The sequence below is a fragment of the Photorhabdus caribbeanensis genome (genome assembly GCF_018448885.1).
Classification (GTDB): domain Bacteria; phylum Pseudomonadota; class Gammaproteobacteria; order Enterobacterales; family Enterobacteriaceae; genus Photorhabdus; species Photorhabdus caribbeanensis.
Genome location: NZ_RCWB01000002.1, coordinates 267,258 through 288,797, shown reverse-complemented (window position 1 = coordinate 288,797; position 21,540 = coordinate 267,258). Strand labels below are relative to the sequence as shown.

The window sequence follows — 21,540 nt, the reverse complement described above, 5'->3', positions numbered from 1 at the left end:
CGAAACAAAATAATTCCCATTGAGGAATAAAGAAGCGGCAAAAATCATCGACATCGCAGAAAATTTCAACTAACTTGTTCATAGCCTGTTCCTCCCCGGAGCTGTTTCGGCGTGCACCAAAACATTGCTCCTGGAACAGGCTTCATGTCAATTTCTTATCCAGAATTCGGGTTAGAATACGATAACTTTCTAAATGAAGTAAATGACGAATGTAATTACATGTTAAACATGATAAGCATTTATCGATATTTATTTTAATCAAAACGCTAAATTAGAAGAAATACTTTCTATATTTAAAAAAGAAGTTATACCGTGCGGTATAAAAAAAGATAAAAAGACATTAGTTATTTTTAATCCTATTCTTTTGAAGAATAGTTAATAAAATTATAAATGAACTTCCCTCAAAAACTAGATTCAACATTTAATGACCAAATTTAGAAAGGCAGTTCACAATCACCAGATCTTCCGATGTTCTTATTGATCTACCGTGGCGCATACCCACAATAATCCAGGGCCGACTGGAGCCTTACCGATCGCATCCTTAATCTGATACGCTTCCTCGTCATTCACTACACAGGCGCGTATCTCCGCCCAGTGCAGCCGCTTAACCAGTGGGCCAAGGCCAGCGCTTCAATGTGAGTTAACTGAATGTCCTGCAAATGTTCAATGGCTATTGTCACCACATGCCTTAAGCTGAATATATGAAGAAGAAGTTTGGAATTTCTAAAAGTAAATCCATTGCAATACAAATGGAACATATATCCATCTAATAAAGGAAGGCATCCATTAACCAGATTTTACTCAAGAAGACCTTTCCTTCATGAAATACCAAAAGAAACATTAGCCAAAGATATCATGGATGCTAGAAAAATATATAGAGATCAAGGATTTTATACTAAAAAAATTAAACAAGATTTAAGGTAAATTATCAGACTAAATAAATAAACATTTCTAGATGTATTTAAAAAACCATCTAAGCGTCCAAAAAATAGAGGATAAAATGAATTTAATCGAAAGTCTTGAAAAATCATCAAGCATGGATTCCCCTTAAAGTATTCGTATATTTCCCAATACCTTATAGAAAATGGCCGAGTCAAAAGATAAGAAGTATTTGCCAATAATTTTAAATTATTTGGATGACGAAAGTGAATATACTGACATGATGAAAGAAATTATGGAAATGGCGGAGTCTTTTGAAGCTATAGATTATATTTCTACTATTATAGAATTCAATGAAGTATTACAAAAAAAGCTTTATATTGGCTTGAAATAATTCACCAACAGAGTTGGTCTTATATATTAAATATATAACTTAAAATCACAAAAATATAAAATAAATAATAAGACAAACAAAATAATAATATAGAAAAATATAAAATTCATAGTAAATACATACATAAGCTATATTTTAGATATTTTATTCTATTTTCTTTCTGAAACAACAAAAAGCCGGAATCGCTTCCGGCTGGTTTCTTTCTCACCGTGGTGAATACCCATGCCACGCCGACGGGTTAGTGCAATGGCAAGGCATAAAGGTAATCACGGATATACTGATACAATGCTCTGGATAAAATAAATCTACATCAATCAATTAATACCATATCGAAACAAGTGACTCACATACAAAATTATAGCTAAAAAAGATATACAGAATGGACATATTATTAGATCCAAAGATATGTATAACACTAATATTCAGGGGAAAGACGTAATTTAAAAAGTAAGACAAAGCATCTTTGATCTCTGGAGTAAAATTTTAGGATAATTTAATATGAGTGAGATAATAAATTTTTATATGGAACCTGTTGAATTCTTTAAAAGTTCGGATTTTTTATTCGGTTCTATCGAAGAATTTAATGAATATGAAATTATTGATAATAAAGATATGGCATTAAAGCTTCTTTTCGCTCAAGACATACCAGGTAACTATATGGTTTGGAGTGATTTTTTCTCTGATCTGGCATCCGAGTTTTATCTTCATGAGGATTATAAAAAGCAGAAAAGGATATCCTTGACAGAATAAAAATATCTACCCAGGATCAAGTTAAAGAAAATATTAGAAAAAGAAAACTATATCTTATAAGAAAGAAACAAGGGTTAGTTGATAACATAGAATACGATAAATTTCTAAATGAAGTAAATGTCGAATGTAATGACATGTTAAATACAATAATCATTTATCGATATTTATTTTAATCAAAACGCTAAATTAGAAGAAATACTTTCTATATTTAAAAAAGAAGTTATACCGTGCGGTATAAAAAAGATAAAAAGACATGAGTTATTTTCAACCCTATTCTTTTGAAGAATAGAGAATAATGTTGTGACTGAGCATATAGAAGATAAAGATAAAGATAAAGATAAAGATAAAACTATAACTATTACACAGACTGAAATTAATGCATTGAAAAAACTTATTATGTACATTAAATTCTCTTACGAAGAAAATGAACCTCTACAATATGCTAGTAGTTATTCCATTAATAGTTTTCTTGATAAATTAATTGATATTGATTGCTTTGGAAGTGCAGCAATAAAAATATTGACAACGAAAAATTTGTCACAAAAAAATCAATGACGACCAATAAATAAGCATAAATAAAATGGATAAAGATATATCTCAGGCAATATTTAGAGAAGCACTTTATCCATTTAAGAGTAAATAAATCAATATTGATAAAATTCATGGAGTTGAAAATATATTTATATCTTTATCTAATGAAAAAGAGTTTCAATGGCATCAGGAAATATGTAGCAATATTTTGAAATAAAAATAAACACCAGAATGCAAGTTAAATATCCCAACAAAAGAGAAGGAGGTGTACTCGTATATAAGCTCTAAAACACATATTGGTGAAGACTATAATTACTCTCTATTTTTTTAAGGAATAGTGATGTTTTTGTTTAATATTGTTGATTTACAAATCTTTTTATCTAGCTATTACGCATTAAATAAAACGTTCGATGTGCGTATTTTATTGCTGAACCCAATGAGGATTATTGTTATAAGTGAAGAAGAGTACAAGTTAAGCGTGTACGATAAGACTATATAAACATAGCACATTGCCGGAAGTTCCTGCGATTTTCCAATAAACCTCATTCGTAAACGATATGATAATGATGAAAAAAAGAAAAAACCGAAAAACAGCATCAGTAAAGATAAAAAGCAAGTACGATTAGTGTACGTTAAAGGTAAAATACAATAGCCAATGATGGTTAAGCTCTATAAAAAACAGGTACTAAAAGAGGTAAAAACAACGATTAAAATTACAGTCTCCAGCATTGATGATGCCTGGAAAGTATGGAACAAATCACAGGGCAAGGTCAATCAAGGCTTAATAAATCGACGAGCATCTGAGTTAAAAATATTTAATAATGGAGTCTATGAAAAATGGTAAAAAAAATATTTTCTATCCTTATTGGGGTTATTTCTATTTCCCATTCTTATACATCGTTTGCGTCTTATACTTCGTCATTGGAAACAGAAAAATTCATTATCACTATTAATGTTCTTTGCCTCGAAGGTGAAGTCACCTGTGATGATGTTATGTATACTGGAGTAAGAAAAAAGGATAGCGCCACGCTGACACTTAAAGGGAAAACATTAAATAAAAACTGTCAGACAGGAACCTGTAACTTATATGGTTATGAATTCATTAATCGTGGTACGACATATACAGTATATCTCGACGGGATATTAGAAATCACTCAAGGGAATAAGTTGCTTTTATCAGAAGTCGGAAAATGGAACACCCAGTAATGATTTCATATTAAATAAGTTTCTTTTTTCTATCTTAATTTTTTAGCAGGAAAAGACTATGACTCAGGAAAATACTTTAATCCCTTTTCACTTTAACGTCAGCAACATCAGCATGCCCCACGACTGGCGGGATGTCAGTATGCTGGTGCTCACCAGCCACAACGGCAGCAGCAGGAATATATTCCTTTAGATAGTTTCGAGGGAGAATATGGTTTTTTTATAATAGGAAAACGGGTGAAATATTAGAATTGAGTTTAGGACAAGCAATGAAAGATTTTTCTGATGGGAAATTAAAGCCACAATGGAAAGACTTCAATTTCTTTATTGAATGGTTCTTTGAATTAACTGACTAATCACAACTATAAAAACAGGCCGTAAAGATCTTTCAAGATCTTCCGGCCTTCTTATGATCTATCTTGGTAAATACCCTAAGTAAGCCAGAGCGGATTGAAGCTTAGAGATCGCATCCTTAATCTGATACGCTTCCTCGTCATTCACGGCACTACGTATCTCCACGCGGTTCAGCCGCTTAACCAGTTTAGCCAACGCTTCAATGTGGGTTAATTGAATGTCCTGCACATGTTCAATCGCTATCGTCATCTCATGCTCTTCCCTTTAAGATATATCGTCAGTGTGGCTAACTGTCCCGGTTTTCATTAAATTATCGGCTGACTGAAAATATAATCACAATAGTTTATCTGCCAGTATTAACTATTTTCAGCAAAGTTTTCTCAATGCTGAGATCAATTTTTGAATTCCCAATTCAACTTTACTACGGGGACATCCTGCGTTAAAACGAAGAAATCCCTTACCTGCTTCACCATAAATTTTACCCGGCATAATGGCGATTTTCTCTTCATGAATAAGTATCTGCTGCAATTTATCATCATCAATATTAAGATTACGCAGGTCTATCCAAGCCAAATAAGTTGCCTGGGGTGGCTGCCAATTCAATTGTGGAAATGCCGTATTCAGTTCCTGTGACACATAATTCAAGTTATCACTCAAGTAATTGCGCAGTTCATTAAGCCAGATATGTCCTTCCCGGTAAGCTGCAATATAGGCTGATATCGCTAAAATAGCAGGAGAAGATAATCCATCACACTGCGTGAGTTGATGAGAATATGCTGCACGGCTATGATCATCATTAATAAAACCATATGCACCGGTAAGCGCAGGAATATTAAATGACTTGGATGCTGAGGTCATTAACGCCCAATGCGTCGTGGCAACTTCACTCCAGGGAATATGTTTTATATCTCCCAAGGTCATATCCATATGAATTTCATCGCTGATAACGTTAACATTATAACGCTCACACAGCTCAGACATCGTTTTCAGTTCAGAATGACTCCAGACTTTGCCTGTTGGGTTGTGTGGGTTGCACAGCAATAATATTTTGGTTTCTGGTTGCGATAGCAAAGTTTCAAGTTGATTCATATCACACATCCAGTTATTACCTTGTTTCTCAAGTGGGCAAGGAAGCAGCTGCCGCTTGTTCCCCTGAATAACTTTATAAAAACCATCATAAGCAGGGGTGTGAACAACGATATTTTCACTAGGTTTAGACCAAATACGGATTAATTGCGACACCATGTAAATCACAGAAGGACCATAAACCGCCCAATTTGTATTAATTTCACAATTAAAACGTTGCTGGTACCAATGACGAATAGCACCAAGAAATTCTTCATGCTGCCAACGACTGTAACCAAATACGCCATGATTCAAACGGTTCTGTAACGCCTGAATCACACAGGGAGCAGTAGCAAAATCCATATCAGAGATGGTGAAAGGGAGAAGATCATCGGCACCAAAACGATCTCCAACATAGTCCCATTGGGTACACCAAGTACCACGGCGGTTAACCAAAGTGTTAAAATCAAACATTGTTTTCTTCCTTAAATTAATGCATCAAGTTCATCTTTTACTGATTGTACTTGCGGCCCGATAACAATTTGTAAATTATGTTGATTGAGATAAATAATCCCCAGTATCCGTAAGTTCTTCAATTTTTCATTATCAACCAAGGATATGTTTTTAACAGATAAACGAAGACGAGTAATGCAATTATCCAGTGAAACGATATTATCTTTACCCCCTAAAGCAGCAAGCATTGCCGGAATATCATAATCCGATTTATTCGTGACCACTGGAGGTCTATTCACTTTGTGATTATTGTTAATTTCACGTCCCGGTGTTTTGATATTAAATCTGATGATAGCAAACCGGAAAATAATGTAATAGATAACAAACCAAATCACCGCAACAACAGGTACTAAATACCATTTAGTTTGTAAGCCATGCAAAATACCAAACACAACGAAGTCAATAATATTACCGTCAGTATTACCAATAGTTACACCAAACACTGCCATAACAGTAAATCCAAGACCTGTCAGTAAAGCGTGGACCAGATACAATACAGGAGCTGCAAACAGAAACAGGAATTCAATCGGTTCAGTCGTACCGCCAATCATACAAGCGATAATTCCTGAAATTAGTAATCCTTTAATTCTATGGCGATTTTCTGGTTCCGCGCAATGATACATAGCAAGGGCAGCACCGGGTAATCCTCCCAAGAATGTCGGCATTTTTCCTTGTGATAGAAACTGGGTTGCGCTTCCTGAAAAATTATTTGTTTCCAGACATGAAAGTTGCGCCTGGAAAATAGTCAGTGCGCCACTGACAGAATGACCACAAATATCCATTGTGCCACCGGCTTCGGTAAATCGGATCAGAGCGACCAGAATATGGTGTAAACCAAACGGTAATAACAAACGCTCACCCGCCCCAAAAACCATTGGCCCAAAAATACCTGCATCATTAATTAATTTACCTAACCTTATAATACTCATCGCAAACCAAGGCCAGATTAATGGCACCAGCAAACCAATCAACCCTAAAATTAATGTCGTTATGATCGAAACAAAACGTACTCCGCCAAAAAAGGCGAATGCATCAGGTAATCGGATGGTATTACAACGCTCATGAAGTAGATAAACAATAATGCCAACTATAACTGCCCCCAAAATACCAGTATCAATGGATTGAATGCCAAGAATATTTTGGATGTTATTGGCTTTCAATATCGTCGGATCTGTCGTCGGCAAGATACCTGTGGTTGTTAAATAAAAATTGATCCCCAGATTAAATACCGTAAAACCTACAAAACCAGCAAAAGCTGCCACACCTTTATTTTCACGTGCCATACCTAGCGGGATAGCAATCGCGAACATAACAGGCAGGAAACTGAAAGCCAAGGAGCCAATTTTACTCATCCAGGCAAATAACAACCGAAAAGCTGTGTGATCTAACATCGGCAGTAGTGTGATAACCTCTCGGCTACTGAGAGAACTGCCAATTCCAAGCATAATTCCACAAAATGATAGTAACGCCACGGGCAACATAAATGTTTTACCAAGGCTCTGGAAGAATTCCCATAGCGTAATTTTCTGTTTCTTCTGAGTGAGCATAATGACTCCAGTGGATATTATTAGATGCTATTTAATAAATAGCACCATGAATTACCTGGTGAAATAGTTCACTATTGATAAATATTTTAAAGGAGGATTATTGGTTTGGTAGGAATACCAAAAACTACTCAAACAATTATTACTATCCTTTAAATCACTCATATCTTAAACAAAGAGCAGGCAGAACCCTAATATTACAATTCTGCCAAAGAAAAAGTGCATTTGGTTGAGCTTGATTTTATATTTTGAATAAATATCATTGTCATCTTATCAGGAAAATCTCTCCGACTCCTATTTACAACGGCACCAATAAAGGTACGAAGGTAAAAAATATAATCATTTGATAATTGCAAATTGATATTAGTTATATATAGCCAAGTAATGCTGCTTTAGCTATTGCCTGGAATTTATTCTTACAATCCAGTTTTTTGACAATATTCATTAGGTGAAAATCAACTGTACTTTTAGTGACACAAATGGTTGATGCAATTTCACTTGATGTCATCCCATCTGCGGTATATCTTAATACTTCTAGTTCTCTATGTGAAAATGAAGTATTGTCGATATAGAACGATTGTAAATATTTTGTGTGTGATGTTAAGTATCTTATTATCCTAATATATACTCCTAAAATTTCTCCACTACATTTATACATTGTCTCGTTATCAATAGGCCCCTCTTTTCCTGCAACAGAAAATACTCCATAAGTTCCTGAAAATGCAGGAAGACCAAACGTGATCCCAGAGCGAAATCCATATTTCTGATTCACATACCAAAGCTCTTGACCATTAGATTTGGAAAAGAAATCTAAATCCCATATTTTTGAAAACGAAGGTGGCACAGGTCGGAAATTTAGAACGGGATCAATCATCCAATACTTTTTTTCTATATAAAGGTCCCGCCAAGATTCATGATAATTATTAAAGAAATACACTTCTCGGTTAGAGATAGGAAAGCGCGCCTTTAATAAAAGAGAGAATAAACTAAACCCCGAAATTTTGTTAATAAGCTCACAAATTTCAGCCACAAAATGTGTATCTACGTCTAATTTATGAAAATTATAGGGTAAGGTATATGGTCGATTAATATTCATTCAATGTCCTCTTGAAAATTAAGAATATTGATAGTGAATCCTGATATTTATTATAGTAGCAAAATTTACACTTAATAAAGAAAATAATTATTTACTGTTATACATAAGCAAGATTTGATAAGCCACAATGTATTTTTCGTAAACAAAAGAAATTATATCAATAGGATTTAAATTTTAATAATCAGGTAAAGTAATATATATAAAAAAAATATTATAACCACATTAAGAATTTTAAACCTCCCTCAAGACAACATAAATTATTATCTAATATTTTAATATAAAGCTTTTATATTTTATTCTTTTAAAAAGTAAGTTAACTAAAATATTGAACTACATGAAGCAATACCTAATAAATATATGAGTAATTTTTCCATATATACTATGATTTATACTAGTAGCTGTTTCAACCTTAATAGTTAATCATTAACCCGAAAGATCATTAGAGAATAACAAAGTCCAAATAATTAAATTTAACATATAAAGAGGAGATATAATGAATAATACTATTTTATCTGGCAACACTGTTACAGCTGATGTCACCTTTGTTATTGATGTTGAGAAAATTCGTCAATCCGTTATGCAAGGACATCCTGCAATATCTATGGACCCCCTCCATCCAACAACAATCAACTCTGGAGTATATATAGCCACCTATACTCCAAAGGATGGACTGAAAGTGACTTCCTCATCTGGCGCCAATATAGCTGTACCCATTAGTTCAAATATTAGATGGAGGGCGACAACTGTATCTAATAATTTCGACTACTCTATTGTATTATATAAATTCCAGAAACTAAGCTCAGGCCACGATATCATATCTGTCCCATCACAAATATGGTCACAGCGCCCTGGGGGCAAAGAAGTTCCAGTAATTCCTTCAGGAGTAAATGCTAATGAGGACGCACCTAAACTAGATTTTATTGAACTTAACGATAGTTATTTTCAAGCGATAGCTATGAATAGAGGCACCGAACAATATACATGGTGGTTTGCCGCTTATGACGGTAGAAATCTCTTAGGATATTTTCGATACGATCCATATGTTGAAGTAACTAATAGCTAAATACTTGTATACCCGGTTATCTTTCAAGTTGCCTCTTGGTTGGCTGCTCTCGGTCACATAGTTACCTATGCTCCCGGGGATTCGCTCCCTTGCTGTCGCGAAGCATCTTGAAATCCATAGGGTATATACTGTCATTTTCTACTGGAAAATTATTGAAATAGTTTTCCAGTGTTTTTAATTTTCACTAAATATCTATAACAGACATCAACTCATATAATAATAAAATTAAATGATATTATTAATTTATAAAAAAATATTCCAACATATAAGTAAGCTTTATTACCCTACATAAATTTAATAATCTTCCAATGTCCTCTTGAAAATTAAGAATATTGATAGTGAATCCTAATATTTATTATAGTAGCAAAATTTACACTTAATAAAGAAAATAATTATTTACTGTTATACATAAGCAAGATTTGATAAGCCACAATGTATCACTAATAAACAAAAGAAATTATATCAATAGGATTGAAATTTTAATAATCAGAGAAAATTACACATATAAAAACATATTATAGTCATACGAAGAATATTAAACTATTTTCAAATCAACATAAGTGATTACTTAATATTTTAACCTAAAATTTTATGTTTTATTTTTCACAACAATAAATTAGCTAAAATATTGCACTATAAAAAGTAACACCTGATAAATATATGAGTAATTTTCCCATATAAACTATTATTTATACCAGTAGCTGTTTCAACTTTAATAGTTAATCATATAAAAAGAAAGTTATTAGAATAATAATGAGTAAACAAAATAATCTTTCGATTACTAATAAATTATTTAAATATGTAAAGAGGTGTTATAATGAGTGAAATCATTCAGGGTAAAGATGATACTGTTACAGCCAGGAACTCTGTTACAGCTGATGTTACCTTTGTTATTGATATTGAGTCGATAATTGAATATCTTCGCACTAATAATCTTAAAAGTTCTCTGGACCCTACAGAGCCAACAATTATCCGTCAGCATGTATATATAGCTAATTATACTCCAGAGTTTGGATTAAAAGTGGCGAGTTCATCTGGCGCCCGTGTAACTGTTCCCATTAATGCAAATATTAGATGGAGAGCGACAACGGTATCTAATAATTTCGACTATACAATTATACTGTATAAATTCAAAAAGCTTAGTAAAGGAGAAGATGTCATCTCTGTCCCATCACAAATATGGTCACAGAACCCTATAGGCAAAAAAGTTCCAATGGTCCCTTCAGGGATTAATGCAAATGAGGATGAACCTAAGGTAATTTTTGTTGAATCTCAAGACAGTTATTTCCAAGCAATAGCTCATAGACCAGGTGTAGAACAATATACATGGTTCTTTGCTGCTTATGATGGTAAAAAACTCTTGGGCTATTATCGATATGATCCATATGTTGAAGTAACTAATAACTAATCATCTGTGTGTTGTCATTTTCTACTGGAAAATTATTTAAATAGTTTTCCAGTATTTTTATTTTTCACTTTACTTAAATACCCATCATAAATAATAGCTTATATAATAATATTATTTCCTTATAAAGAAAATCTTCTAACTTCCAGGTAAATTCTATTCCCCTCCATAAATTCAACAATCTTCCGACAATTATTCTGTTATCGGTTCAAATGACTTTCTCTCTATTATTTATTTCTTTAGCTAAAATAACTTACAGGAATTATTACATCTGGCATTATCGTCTATCAAGCTAAAAAAACGGTGAATTAAAATTTAGTTTATTATTACTCGATTAGATTAAGCTTTCCTTTCTTTAAAAATCTTCCTAGTACAATCCACGCTATTATTTAAAAAAACACTACCTGTTACTTATTCCACTTAAGTTAATTCATTAATAAGCCATAAAATCATAGCTCTTATTAACTCATTATTATCTGAATAACCAACTAATTAAAATTTCTAATAGAAAATCGAGATATAAAAGAAACGCCACTCGTTAATCAGAGCAAGATATAACCAGGAGTGTGCTTTAATAACGAATAAATTAGCCAATACGCATGCCATTACTATCGGGCTATCACCCTATATTTAGGTTTTATGGCATAAAATATCCTCCTTATCGGTGAATGAATGATAAAAAGAATATCTATTTTAGTATTGGGTTGTATTTCCTTTCAGATAATCGCTTCACCGGCAGAGATAAATGATAATCTGCCAATGACTGAGGCTAGAAGGACTCTGCAAGATAGTTCCAGGGAAATTAACCAACTGATAGAACAACGCCGATATCAGCAATTAAAGCAGCAGGCTAATACCGTTCCTGAGCCAACTGCTGCGCCAGTATTGCCGGAATCTAAGCAATGTTTGCCGTTAACCGGTGTTTACCTTAAAGGGATATCCCTGCTTTCGATTCGGGATTTAAGTACGCTCAGCGCTTTGTCCCCAGCGTGTATCAGCAGTCATGATATCAATCGGCTCAGCCACGAACTGACTCATCTTTATCTCAGTAAAGGCTATATCACCGCCCGTATTCAGTTTATTGCGCCTAATATCGATGGAGAGTTAGGGATAAATGTTATCGAAGGGTTTATTGAAAAAATCGAAGGCGGTGATCGCTGGGTAAATAGTAGTATGTTATTTCCCGGTCTGGAAAAACAACCGCTCAATATCACGCAACTGGATCAAGGTTTAGATCAGGCTAACCGACTACAGTCCAATAAAACCACCCTGGATATTTTACCGGGAACGGTGAGTGGCGGTTCGGTGATTAAATTGCATAATCAGCGCAGTAAGCCTTGGTTATTGAATATCAAAATCGATAATTATGGGCAAAAGAGCACTGGAAAATGGCTGGTCCGCACCAATGCCAGTTTTGATAGTCCATTTGGTTTATCCGATTTCATCAGTCTGAATGCCAGCAGTACGTTAGATAGCCCATCAAACCGGTACAGCCGTGCTTATACTCTGCTTTATTCAGTGCCCTATGGAGCCGCAACATTCAGTGGGTTTGGTAGTTATTCCCAATATGCCAGCCGCCCCCATTTACAAATAAGAACGATAAAGATTTATGGTGATACACAACAAATCGGCATGCGTTCCGATTTTGCCTTCTATCGTAATCAATCTCAGATTAATAGTGTCAGCGGGCAATTAACTTATAAGAATTATAATAATTACATCGATGATGCCAAGATTAGCGTCAGTAGCCAAACATTGAGTGTCTTTGAGCTCGGCGTTAATCATTTACATATCATTCCAACCGGATTAATTACGCTCAATCTGAGTGTTGAGCAAGGTTTGCCTTGGTTTGGAGCACAAACCGGAACTTCTTATCTCGATAAACAGTTCACCAAAGGCAAGTTGATGGTCAATCTGCATCAACGTTTTATGCTGTTCAACTCGCCTTATCAGCTCAATAACCTGTTTTATGGACAATACAACCGGCGAGGTCTGCCCGGCGTCGAATGGCTAAATATCACTGATCGGAATGCTGTCCGGGGATTTAGCAAAAATACGCTATCCGGGGATAACGGCTGGTATCTGCAAAATACGCTGTCTCGGACATTTCCCCTCGCCAACAGCACATTATCACTGCGTATCGGCATTGATGCCGGCCGGGTTCAGGGATATCGCAGCCCACAAGGCTGGCAAAGCAGTGCCGGAATCAGTTCTGGCGTCACGCTGAAATATCAGCGCATGGTATTCGATATAGAAACTAGTCGAGGAAAGTTATTTTCTAATCGCCAAGCATCTGATGAACCCATTCAGGTGCTAGTCCGTTTTTCTTACGCCTTTTGATGGTTTTAAGCAGTACCCAACGCTGTACACACAGTAATATAACTAAATATATAGAGACTTAATGTATGAAAAATAAAAAATTCAGGTTATCTCCTACCGGCAAGCTTGCCGCTTCTATGGCAATCATTCTTGTCTCTTGTTCTACCAGTTTTGCCAGTGAAATCGTTGGCGGCGGCGATCCAGCACACCATCCCGATATTTTCGCGACCGAAGGTAAAGCAACGGTTGTGAATATCGTGACGCCCTCTTCTTCCGGGCTGTCGCATAACCAATATCTGGATTACAACGTCGGTCAGATGGGCGTCGTGCTAAATAACGCGCTGGAAGAGGGGCAATCACAATTAGCCGGTCAGCTCGCCGCTAACCCTAATTTAAATGGTCAAGCCGCTAGTCTGATTCTGAATGAAGTTATCAGCAGGAACCCTTCCCTGTTATTAGGTCAACAGGAGGTGTTTGGCATAGCAGCAGATTATGTACTGGCAAACCCAAACGGCATCACCTGTAATGGATGTGGTTTTATCAATACTAACCGCGCTTCTCTGGTTGTGGGTAATCCATTGGTAGAACAAGGTGATTTGCAAGGTTTTAGTATGTTTAATAATCAGAATAGCCTGAAAATTAAATCGGACGGTTTAATCGCCAATGCGATCCTTGATCTTATCGCACCCAAAATTGACAGCCGAGGCCCAGTCACCGCTCAAAAAGAGATTAATGCGATCAGTGGTGAAAATAAAACTTCATCCACAGGAGAAATCATTGATTCTCAGCAAGAATTAACCGGTGTGCTGGATAGCTATTATCTCGGTAGTATGCAAGCCGGTCGTATCCGTCTACTTAATACCGCAAAAGGTAGTGGAGTTAATTTGCAAGGTTCTCTCACTGCTAGTGATGAGATTATGGTTAATTCCCACGGCAATCTCAATTTAGAAGCGGTACGCCTGCAAGGCGGAAATATTGCGCTCACAGGTAATGATATTGAGGTAAAAGGTAAAGTCAGCGAATCAGCGTATAGTCGTGATGGCAGCAATAATTACCAAAGCTATTTCAGCGGTTCTTATACCAATGAGAGTAAAAGTAGCCAGTCACTTGCCCGCACTCAACTAGCAGGCAAAAATATCTCATTGGTCGCCAACAATAATACCCGAATTGCAGCCACGGATATTGTGGGTGATGATGTTAATCTGAGTGGCGCTAATCTGACTTTAGATGGGCAGCAGTTCAAGCAATCCACTAAAAGTATTGATAACCAATGGAGTTATTCCCGGCGTAATGAGGTGACTCGGGAAAGTGAAAAACTGCATCAGGCAGGGAATACGATAACCGCCCGGCAGAATGTGAATTTAAATGCCATTGAAGGTGATGTTAAGATCCGCGGCAGCCAAATAAATGCCAACGATAAGCTGGCTATTACCGCGAAAAAGGATGTGCAGATTGCCGGTTTAACTGAAATAGAAGCATCATCAGAAAAAGGTTATAAAAAAAATCAAACGGCTAAATTGCAGACCGGAAATTGGGAAGAGAGTAAACAGACCGAGCGCTTGATTGCCAGTGAATTACAAGCAGGTAGTAATCTTGATATTAAAGCAGGAGATCACGCCGAGATTTTGGGGGCGAAAGTCCATGCAGGTCAAAATCTGACACTGGAAGCCGGTAAACAACTGAAAATCGATGTTCAGAAAACGGCTAACAGCGCTGCTGTACGTGATGATAAAAGGTACTGGGGCGGTATCGGCGGCGGCAAGAATAAAGACAATAGTGAGTTGAAAGAAACCAGCCATGCGTCTGAACTGACGGCCAATGGGCGTTTATTGCTATCAGGTCATGAAGGTATAGCGATTACCGGCAGTAAAGTAAAAGCGACTCAAGGTGCCTTTGTACATGCTAATAGTGGTGAAGTAACCATCGATAATGCGGTCAGTCATATCAATCAAAAAATCGATGAGCGAACAGGCACAGTACTCAATATCACTAACAGCTCAAAAAGAACCAATAGCCAGCAACAGAAATCTCATGGCAGCGAGTTGGTTTCAGAAGCGGATCTCAAATTACTCGGTGATGAAGATATCCATATTATTGGCAGTCAGGTGCAAAGTACTGGCGCGCTTAGCCTGAAGACATCCGGTAATATCAACGTGCTCTCTCATGGCGAACAGAAACAAGTTGATAAACAAAGCACTTCTCTGTATCCGCAAAGCCACTTCCAATCAAAAGGGGATAAACAGTATCGTGCCGGCATAGGCATTGAACATACCAGTAACAGTCAAAAAAATCAGACGATAACACAGCAAGCTTCTACGTTGAGTGGAGGTAGCATTACTATCGATGCTGATAAAGATGTTACCCTGCGTGGCTCCAATCTGGTGACGACTACAGGTGATGCTAAGATCACTGGCGCGAATGTTCATCTATTAGCCGCAGATAATAAAAAATCCGAAGAGAAATCTCAGAGTAAAAAATACGTTGGCGCCTATCTTACTGGAGGAATCGATAAAGTCGGTTCCGGTATTCATGGTAGTTATGAAGGTAACAACAACAATCATACCAGTACGACCGCCGTTGTTTCCGGCTCTCAAATCGCAGGTAATTTGAACATTAAAACCAACGGTGAATTGGTTCAGGAAGGGACGAAGCATGAAGTCAATGGCACTTATACCGCTGAGGCAGGCAAAATCAGCAATCTGGCCGTATCGAATACGACATCAAATGCCAACCACAAGCTACAGGTCGGCGCGGATATTGGCGTCAATGTCGATTATAGCGCAGTCACCCGCCCAATTGAGAAAGTAGTCAAAGAACCCGGTAAATCTGCGCTGGATGGTACTTTAACCAAAAAAGGCACACCCAATTTCGGAGCAGATATTGCCGCCAACGGCGGTAGCAGCCAGACCACAGATAAAAAGTCAGAAGCAGTTGTAACCTCTGTTCAAGCCAGCAATGTTGTTATCCGAACCAATGGCGAACTGTATGATCAGGGCACTCAATATCGTGCTGATAAAGGTAACGTTACACTGACTGCCGGTAGCCATAACAGTGAAGCAGCACAGAATCACCACGAAAGCAGCCACAGTGAAACCCGCGGCAATGCTGACTTACGTGTTTATACCACCACCGGTGAAGATATTTCCGGCAATGGTAAAGGTAAAGGCGGCACACAAAGCAGCCATACCACGACAACCGAAGCAGTAACCAGCCGGATTACCGCCGCGGATGACATTAATATTCGCGCCGAAAGGGATGCTGAATATCAAGGCACATCTCTGAATGCTGGCTCTGGCAAAGCTAATATAGATGCTAAAGGTGATATCCGTTTTGATAATGCCACCAATAGCATGACGAAAACAGCAACCGGTTATCACGGAGAAGCATCTGCTAAAGGGGGGAACTCGCCAGAGGGTAAGAATGTTCATATCGGTCTTGGCGGCGGCTACAACATAGATAGCAAAAGCAGTACCACAGCTCAGGTCAGTGAAATTGGCGGTAAGCAAGGCATCAATCTAAGCGCGGGCAATAACTTGACGTTGAAAGGTGCAGAAGTGACCGGCAAGCAAATCGACCTGAATGCTAAACAAGGTAATGTTGAACTGGTATCCGCTCAGGATCGCATTAACAACGATGGTTGGGAATTTAACCTGAAAGGCAGTGGAGGTAATGCAAGTTCGATTAAGAAAGCGGAAGATGACAGTACAACCACTACCACAAAACAGAACTTTGGCGGGGAAGTCAAAGTAGGGATTGATCGCCTGCAAGCAACAACCCAACGTAATAGCCATATCAAAGGTGAAAATGTCGTCATCAACAGCGGCGGGGATACGACAGTTGCCGGAGCACGAATAGAAGCGGATCAGGTAACAGGCAGTATTGGTGGTGATCTACGAGTTGAAAGCCGTAAGGATACTGAACATGGGTTAAATGTCGGTGTTGATGCTGGCGTGAATTACACTAAAGAATCCAAAGTAAAAAGTGACGATATCCCTAAAGACGAAACAACTAAGGATGATCCGTCTAAAGACGATGTGTCGAAAGATGAGGTATTGAAAGATGATCTATCTAAAAATCCAACCGAAGAGCCACAACCGAAAGGATGGCAGGAAAGATTAACCTCTGCGTTTGATAGTCTTAATAATATTAAAGGTATTAATGGGGTTACAGGTAAACTTAAAAGCAATGTCGATATTAAAGATCGAGAAAATGTCGGCGAACAATCGGCTATTTCCGGTAATCAAGGGGTTAATTTAGATGTAAAAGGAAATACTCATCTTATTGGCGGGCAAATTGGCAGCGAGAAAGGTAATGTCATTCTTAATACCCAAAATGTGGAACAACAATCTGTTACTAGCTATGACAATAGTAAAGGCGGTAACGTTGCATTACCTGATTCTGTTAGCGGAATTGTTAAAGCAGTTCAGGAAGGTGTATTGTCCGGCAAAATACCTTTGGTGAAAACGTATAGTAATGAAACCGAAGCTAGTACAACTAATGGCGAAATAATTAATCGTAAATCTGATTAATTTGTTCTTTTATAAAAGATCCTTCAAATGAAGGATCTTTTTATTGCTACGTATATCTAAATACTCATTGACAATATTAATGCTTTTTCATAATATCGAAAAATTAATATATAACTTGGAAATATAATTGTGTTTAGAATTTACAAGCGAAATTTAGAACTTAAAAAATACTATAAGTCACAGACTGGAATAGAGAGAATATTTAGAAAGGAAACTATTTGTTCAAATATATTCACTGCATATATTATTTTTATGATCGTATTTAAGTTCAATAATCCATTGCTTAGATATGTGGATTACGCGATGGCAATAATGCTAGTCATTACATTAATAAGTATGTCTGTTAAGATAAGTAGAGAGTTTAATATATTGATAAGCAGATATCAATCAGAGAGTTTTAATTACGCTAACGAAAAAATAAAAACTTCACGTAAGGTATTAACTTCAATTATCTTAATAGCTGCTTCAATATTAATGTGGATATCAATTTCATATTTATCCAGCATTATTATATATAATTTTTCATTAAACGTGTTTTCACTGATGATTATCAGTATATCAATATACCTAATCATGAAAATATTTAATCAGAGAGTAAATAACGTTTCATAATTCTACTACACACGGCCTTCTTCAAGCTATTGTTATACATAGAATTATTGGTAGAATAAGATGTAGCGCTATTTTGGAATCTTATTTACTCACTATGCATGAATAGGGGATATTAACTCAATACAAGTACGCTTTATACTTTAAATTGTTAGATAATAAGCCGCCACAATGAAAGCGGCTTTTAAATAAAGTTAGCATCAATATGATTTTATTTCCTTTGAAATTTGATAAATATTTTCTATACCGATAGAACATTCATCATCTGAAGCTAAAGTCGTTGTTATGAAACTGAGTTTATCCCTAGATTTGTTGGTAAATGTTACATGATACATTTGCCTATAAATCGGCTGAGATAAATAAATATCATCAAACTCATGTTTATCATTCAGTATTTTTTCCCTTTCAGCCTTAGCTATTTCACGTTGTAGAATAATAGCCACTTCACTTTTATTTAATCTCTCAGAAAGAATTAATGATGTTTGCGTTTTATCGAAATCAATATTATTTCTATCAATACCAAAGTCATTCAAACTATTCGCAGTAAGCTGCGTTGCCCATCCATTTATATCTGAACAATCAGGCCCTGCGGCAATAGCAGATATTGAAAATGATAATACAACTACCGATAGTAATATTATTTTACCGTTAAATCGTGATCGCCACTGACCCATATTTGTCTCCTGATAAATAAACGCTAATTTGTTATTCCAATGGTTGATATCGCCCCTATGCATCAATCAAACGGGACGAAATGGACTTTATCCACATAAGTCACAGAATAGAAAGTTTTACCATTTTAATACAATACAAGCTATTTACTTTGTGTTTTCTTTATGATTGGATGAAATTAGGTCAGCGTTGATGGAACATCATATGAAGACTGCGGCGATATGCTGGATCATACTCAATATCAGCTAGTTAACAGGGATTTCTCGCTATCGAAAAGACAACGGGGAGCTTATTTCTTTACTAGTTATCTGGCTATTCTGGCTCTATGCGATAGTTGGCAGCACAATCCACATCTGCAAGGAAAAGCATTAATAATGCATTTACATCAGCAACGCTGGCAGACCCCTTATAGTGAACCGCCCCTTTCATCACAAGGGGAGTTACAGAGACTAAAATGGGGGCTAATTTCAAAGAACAATCTGCCTATTTTGAATACCAGGAGCAATGCATAATGAGTGTAGTATCCAATACAAATATTCCTGACGATATTTTGCATATTAATGAGTCTGAAACAGCAACCTACCTTCCTAGCCTACCACAACCTTTTGCTGTGCTGTTTGAAAGGGGGCAACTCTCTGTTGAATTATTTTCTCCCGTCGAAGTCGATACTCAAACACCACATGATAGGGACGAAATTTATATCGTCAGTTCTGGTCATGGTGTTTTCCGTCGGGGAGAAACTTATGTCAATTTCTCTGCTGGAGATTTTCTGTTTGTTCCCGCTTATGTTGATCATCGCTTTGAGTCGTTCAGTAAAGATTTTAGAACATGGGTGATTTTCTTTGGTCCTATTGGGGGCAACAGCATCCACAACAGAGGGGAAGACATGGCTTCACAATGAGACTTCATTATCGTGGAGGAAGGGCTGGCTGGTAGTGCATTGGCATTTTGGTGCAGTAAATTACCACTGAAAATCTTGCTACTAGAAGCTACAACACCCGGTGTCAGAGAAGCAACGGTGCAACGTCACTGCTTTTCCGACAAGCGCATTGCGTTGTGGGAACCGCTTGGCGGGTATGTGAATCCTCGTCTATATTCCTTGGGCAGCCCGTGAATTCAGCCAGCAGTTAGCTAAGCGCCTATCAGTTCAGCCCCTTTGTATTAAGAACAATTCAGACCAGCTATAAATTAGCGTCTATCTGCATCTACAAATTTGGCTCGCAAAACCTCAACTTCGAAAAAAGTCTTTATTCAACGTCTTAATACTTAAGTACCGGTATATGAAGAATTGTTAATAATTTTCTTACAGTGGCATTATAAGATAGTAGGTTATTTAACGTCATTGAGGCTATACATGCCAAAGCGTACAGAAAAACAGGAAACAACCCAACATCAGCCGAAACGCTTGTCCAGAACACCTTTGGAGAAGGGAATTCGCCACGGTAAAAAAGCGATTTCTCTGACGGTCAGAGTAGGAAATTATATCCGCAATATTCCCATTATTGCCCATTTTATCCGTGCAACGCTGCGTTTTAATGATCGGATGGGTAATCAGTTTGGCGCCGCAATAACGTATTTTTCCTTCTTATCACTTATTCCCATTCTGATGCTCTCTTTCGCCATTGCCGGTTTTATTCTGGCCTCTAATCCCGATTTGCTGGCAAAACTGATTAACGGCATCGCCAACAGTATTAGTGATCCAACTCTTGCCAATACGCTGAAAAATAGTGTCGATACAGCAATTAAACAACGAACTACCGTGGGATTAACCGGTTTGGCAATTGCGCTCTATTCCGGTGTGAATTGGGTCAGTAATTTACGTCAGGCCATTCTTGCCCAATTCCACCCTGTTTGGGTAAGAAATCAGGAAGATAATGAGAAAATCTATTTTAAATATCTTCGTGATTCTATTTCTCTGATTGGACTATTATTAGCGCTGGTCATCACGCTATCATTGACCTCTATCGCAGGCTCCGCCCAAGCAACCATCGTCAATATGTTAGGGTTAGATGGCATTGAATGGCTGCGTCCATCCTGGTTCTTGATTGGATTAGCCATTTCTATTTCAGCTAATTATCTGCTTTTCCTATGGCTATTTTGGGTGCTGCCTCGCCACCAGCCAGAACGCAAAGCGCTATTGAAAGGAACATTGATGGCAGCGATAGGTTTTGAAGTGATCAAGTATATTATGACCATGACATTGCCGCGCCTCGCCAATTCCCCTTCTGGCGCCGCATTTGGTTCTGTTATCGGCCTGATGACATTTTTCTATCTTTTTGCCCGTTTAACGCTATTCTGCGCTGCCTGGATAGCTACCGCGGATAATAATTATAAAAATACCGAATAAATATGCCCTGGCAGAGCGATCTGCTAATAATAACCCAATGAAAAGGAGCTGTTTATGCCGTTTGTTAATATCAGAATTACTCGTGAAGGTGCTACAGCAGAACAAAAGAAGCAATTAATTGAAGGTGCCACTCAGTTACTGGCCGATGTATTAGGAAAAAATCCAGCGACAACTTTTGTCATTATTGATGAAGTCGATACGGATAATTGGGGAATCGGCGGTAAGAATGTGACTGAACTTAGAGCTGAGGCTAAAAAGTAGTCTCCA

Annotated in this window: 20 protein-coding genes; 14 read left to right on the top strand and 6 right to left on the bottom strand. The window is 37.0% G+C overall.

Features of this window, described 5'->3' with window-relative positions:
• Positions 1–474: 474 nt before the first annotated feature.
• The gene (locus EAE90_RS24615) at positions 475–585 is read right to left on the bottom strand and encodes a hypothetical protein (RefSeq protein ID WP_422615974.1); all 111 of its coding nucleotides are present in this window, start codon (positions 583–585) and stop codon (positions 475–477) included.
• A 499-nt stretch (positions 586–1,084) separates the two neighbouring features.
• Between EAE90_RS24615 and EAE90_RS03205 the strand changes: the two genes are divergently transcribed.
• The 5 genes from EAE90_RS03205 to EAE90_RS24210 all read left to right on the top strand — a co-directional run bounded on the left by EAE90_RS03205 (position 1,085) and on the right by EAE90_RS24210 (position 3,950).
• Positions 1,085–1,273 carry a hypothetical protein gene (locus EAE90_RS03205; protein WP_214052238.1) on the top strand — a complete coding sequence of 63 codons (189 nt, stop codon included), beginning with the start codon at positions 1,085–1,087 and terminating at the stop codon, positions 1,271–1,273.
• A gap of 498 nt (positions 1,274–1,771) precedes the next feature.
• The gene (locus EAE90_RS23620; protein ID WP_246550282.1) at positions 1,772–2,023 is read left to right on the top strand and encodes a hypothetical protein; all 252 of its coding nucleotides are present in this window, start codon (positions 1,772–1,774) and stop codon (positions 2,021–2,023) included.
• Between the two features lie 300 nt (positions 2,024–2,323).
• The gene (locus EAE90_RS03195; RefSeq protein ID WP_246550280.1) at positions 2,324–2,578 is read left to right on the top strand and encodes a hypothetical protein; all 255 of its coding nucleotides are present in this window, start codon (positions 2,324–2,326) and stop codon (positions 2,576–2,578) included.
• An 813-nt stretch (positions 2,579–3,391) separates the two neighbouring features.
• On the top strand, positions 3,392–3,760 hold the full coding sequence (locus EAE90_RS03190) for a hypothetical protein (RefSeq protein ID WP_214052237.1): 369 nt from the start codon (positions 3,392–3,394) through the stop codon (positions 3,758–3,760).
• Between the two features lie 58 nt (positions 3,761–3,818).
• On the top strand, positions 3,819–3,950 hold the full coding sequence (locus EAE90_RS24210) for a hypothetical protein (RefSeq protein WP_281422299.1): 132 nt from the start codon (positions 3,819–3,821) through the stop codon (positions 3,948–3,950).
• 221 nt (positions 3,951–4,171) lie between these two features.
• Here the strand turns inward: EAE90_RS24210 and EAE90_RS03185 are convergent, their stop codons facing one another.
• From EAE90_RS03185 to EAE90_RS03170, 4 genes are all read right to left on the bottom strand, one after another.
• Positions 4,172–4,360, bottom strand: coding sequence for a DUF7706 family protein (locus tag EAE90_RS03185; protein ID WP_214052236.1), 189 nt, complete (start codon positions 4,358–4,360; stop codon positions 4,172–4,174).
• A gap of 117 nt (positions 4,361–4,477) precedes the next feature.
• Positions 4,478–5,650: a MalY/PatB family protein gene (locus tag EAE90_RS03180; RefSeq protein WP_214052235.1), complete on the bottom strand. Its 1,173-nt coding sequence runs from the start codon at positions 5,648–5,650 to the stop codon at positions 4,478–4,480.
• Between the two features lie 11 nt (positions 5,651–5,661).
• Positions 5,662–7,236: a maltose/glucose-specific PTS transporter subunit IIBC gene (malX, locus tag EAE90_RS03175; protein WP_214052234.1), complete on the bottom strand. Its 1,575-nt coding sequence runs from the start codon at positions 7,234–7,236 to the stop codon at positions 5,662–5,664.
• 364 nt (positions 7,237–7,600) lie between these two features.
• Complete coding sequence (locus EAE90_RS03170; RefSeq protein WP_214052233.1) at positions 7,601–8,329, bottom strand: LuxR family transcriptional regulator; 729 nt, start codon at positions 8,327–8,329, stop codon at positions 7,601–7,603.
• Between the two features lie 493 nt (positions 8,330–8,822).
• Here EAE90_RS03170 and EAE90_RS03165 point away from each other — a divergent pair, with 493 nt between their 5' ends.
• The 4 genes from EAE90_RS03165 (at position 8,823) to EAE90_RS03150 (ending at position 17,645) form a co-directional block, all read left to right on the top strand.
• Positions 8,823–9,392 carry an AidA/PixA family protein gene (locus EAE90_RS03165; RefSeq protein ID WP_214052232.1) on the top strand — a complete coding sequence of 190 codons (570 nt, stop codon included), beginning with the start codon at positions 8,823–8,825 and terminating at the stop codon, positions 9,390–9,392.
• A gap of 817 nt (positions 9,393–10,209) precedes the next feature.
• Positions 10,210–10,800: an inclusion body family protein gene (locus tag EAE90_RS03160; protein WP_214052231.1), complete on the top strand. Its 591-nt coding sequence runs from the start codon at positions 10,210–10,212 to the stop codon at positions 10,798–10,800.
• 669 nt (positions 10,801–11,469) lie between these two features.
• The gene (locus EAE90_RS03155) at positions 11,470–13,137 is read left to right on the top strand and encodes a ShlB/FhaC/HecB family hemolysin secretion/activation protein (RefSeq protein WP_214052230.1); all 1,668 of its coding nucleotides are present in this window, start codon (positions 11,470–11,472) and stop codon (positions 13,135–13,137) included.
• A gap of 65 nt (positions 13,138–13,202) precedes the next feature.
• Positions 13,203–17,645, top strand: coding sequence for a hemagglutinin repeat-containing protein (locus EAE90_RS03150; protein ID WP_214052229.1), 4,443 nt, complete (start codon positions 13,203–13,205; stop codon positions 17,643–17,645).
• Positions 17,646–18,454: 809 nt separating this feature from the next.
• On the opposite strand, the gene EAE90_RS03145 is transcribed toward EAE90_RS03150, so the two are convergent.
• Positions 18,455–18,928, bottom strand: coding sequence for a hypothetical protein (locus EAE90_RS03145; protein ID WP_214052228.1), 474 nt, complete (start codon positions 18,926–18,928; stop codon positions 18,455–18,457).
• A gap of 219 nt (positions 18,929–19,147) precedes the next feature.
• Here EAE90_RS03145 and EAE90_RS03140 point away from each other — a divergent pair, with 219 nt between their 5' ends.
• The 5 genes from EAE90_RS03140 to EAE90_RS03120 all read left to right on the top strand — a co-directional run bounded on the left by EAE90_RS03140 (position 19,148) and on the right by EAE90_RS03120 (position 21,534).
• Positions 19,148–19,438 carry a hypothetical protein gene (locus EAE90_RS03140; RefSeq protein WP_214052227.1) on the top strand — a complete coding sequence of 97 codons (291 nt, stop codon included), beginning with the start codon at positions 19,148–19,150 and terminating at the stop codon, positions 19,436–19,438.
• The gene (locus EAE90_RS03135) at positions 19,438–19,827 is read left to right on the top strand and encodes a cupin domain-containing protein (RefSeq protein ID WP_146110714.1); all 390 of its coding nucleotides are present in this window, start codon (positions 19,438–19,440) and stop codon (positions 19,825–19,827) included. The genes EAE90_RS03140 and EAE90_RS03135 overlap by 1 nt, the downstream gene beginning before the upstream one ends.
• Positions 19,828–19,839: 12 nt before the next feature.
• On the top strand, positions 19,840–20,040 hold the full coding sequence (locus tag EAE90_RS03130; protein WP_214052226.1) for a hypothetical protein: 201 nt from the start codon (positions 19,840–19,842) through the stop codon (positions 20,038–20,040).
• A 240-nt stretch (positions 20,041–20,280) separates the two neighbouring features.
• Positions 20,281–21,273, top strand: coding sequence for an inner membrane protein YhjD (yhjD, locus tag EAE90_RS03125; RefSeq protein ID WP_214052225.1), 993 nt, complete (start codon positions 20,281–20,283; stop codon positions 21,271–21,273).
• Positions 21,274–21,327: 54 nt separating this feature from the next.
• Positions 21,328–21,534, top strand: a complete 207-nt coding sequence (locus EAE90_RS03120; RefSeq protein WP_011144704.1) for a 2-hydroxymuconate tautomerase family protein — start codon at positions 21,328–21,330, stop codon at positions 21,532–21,534.
• Positions 21,535–21,540 lie beyond the last annotated feature (6 nt).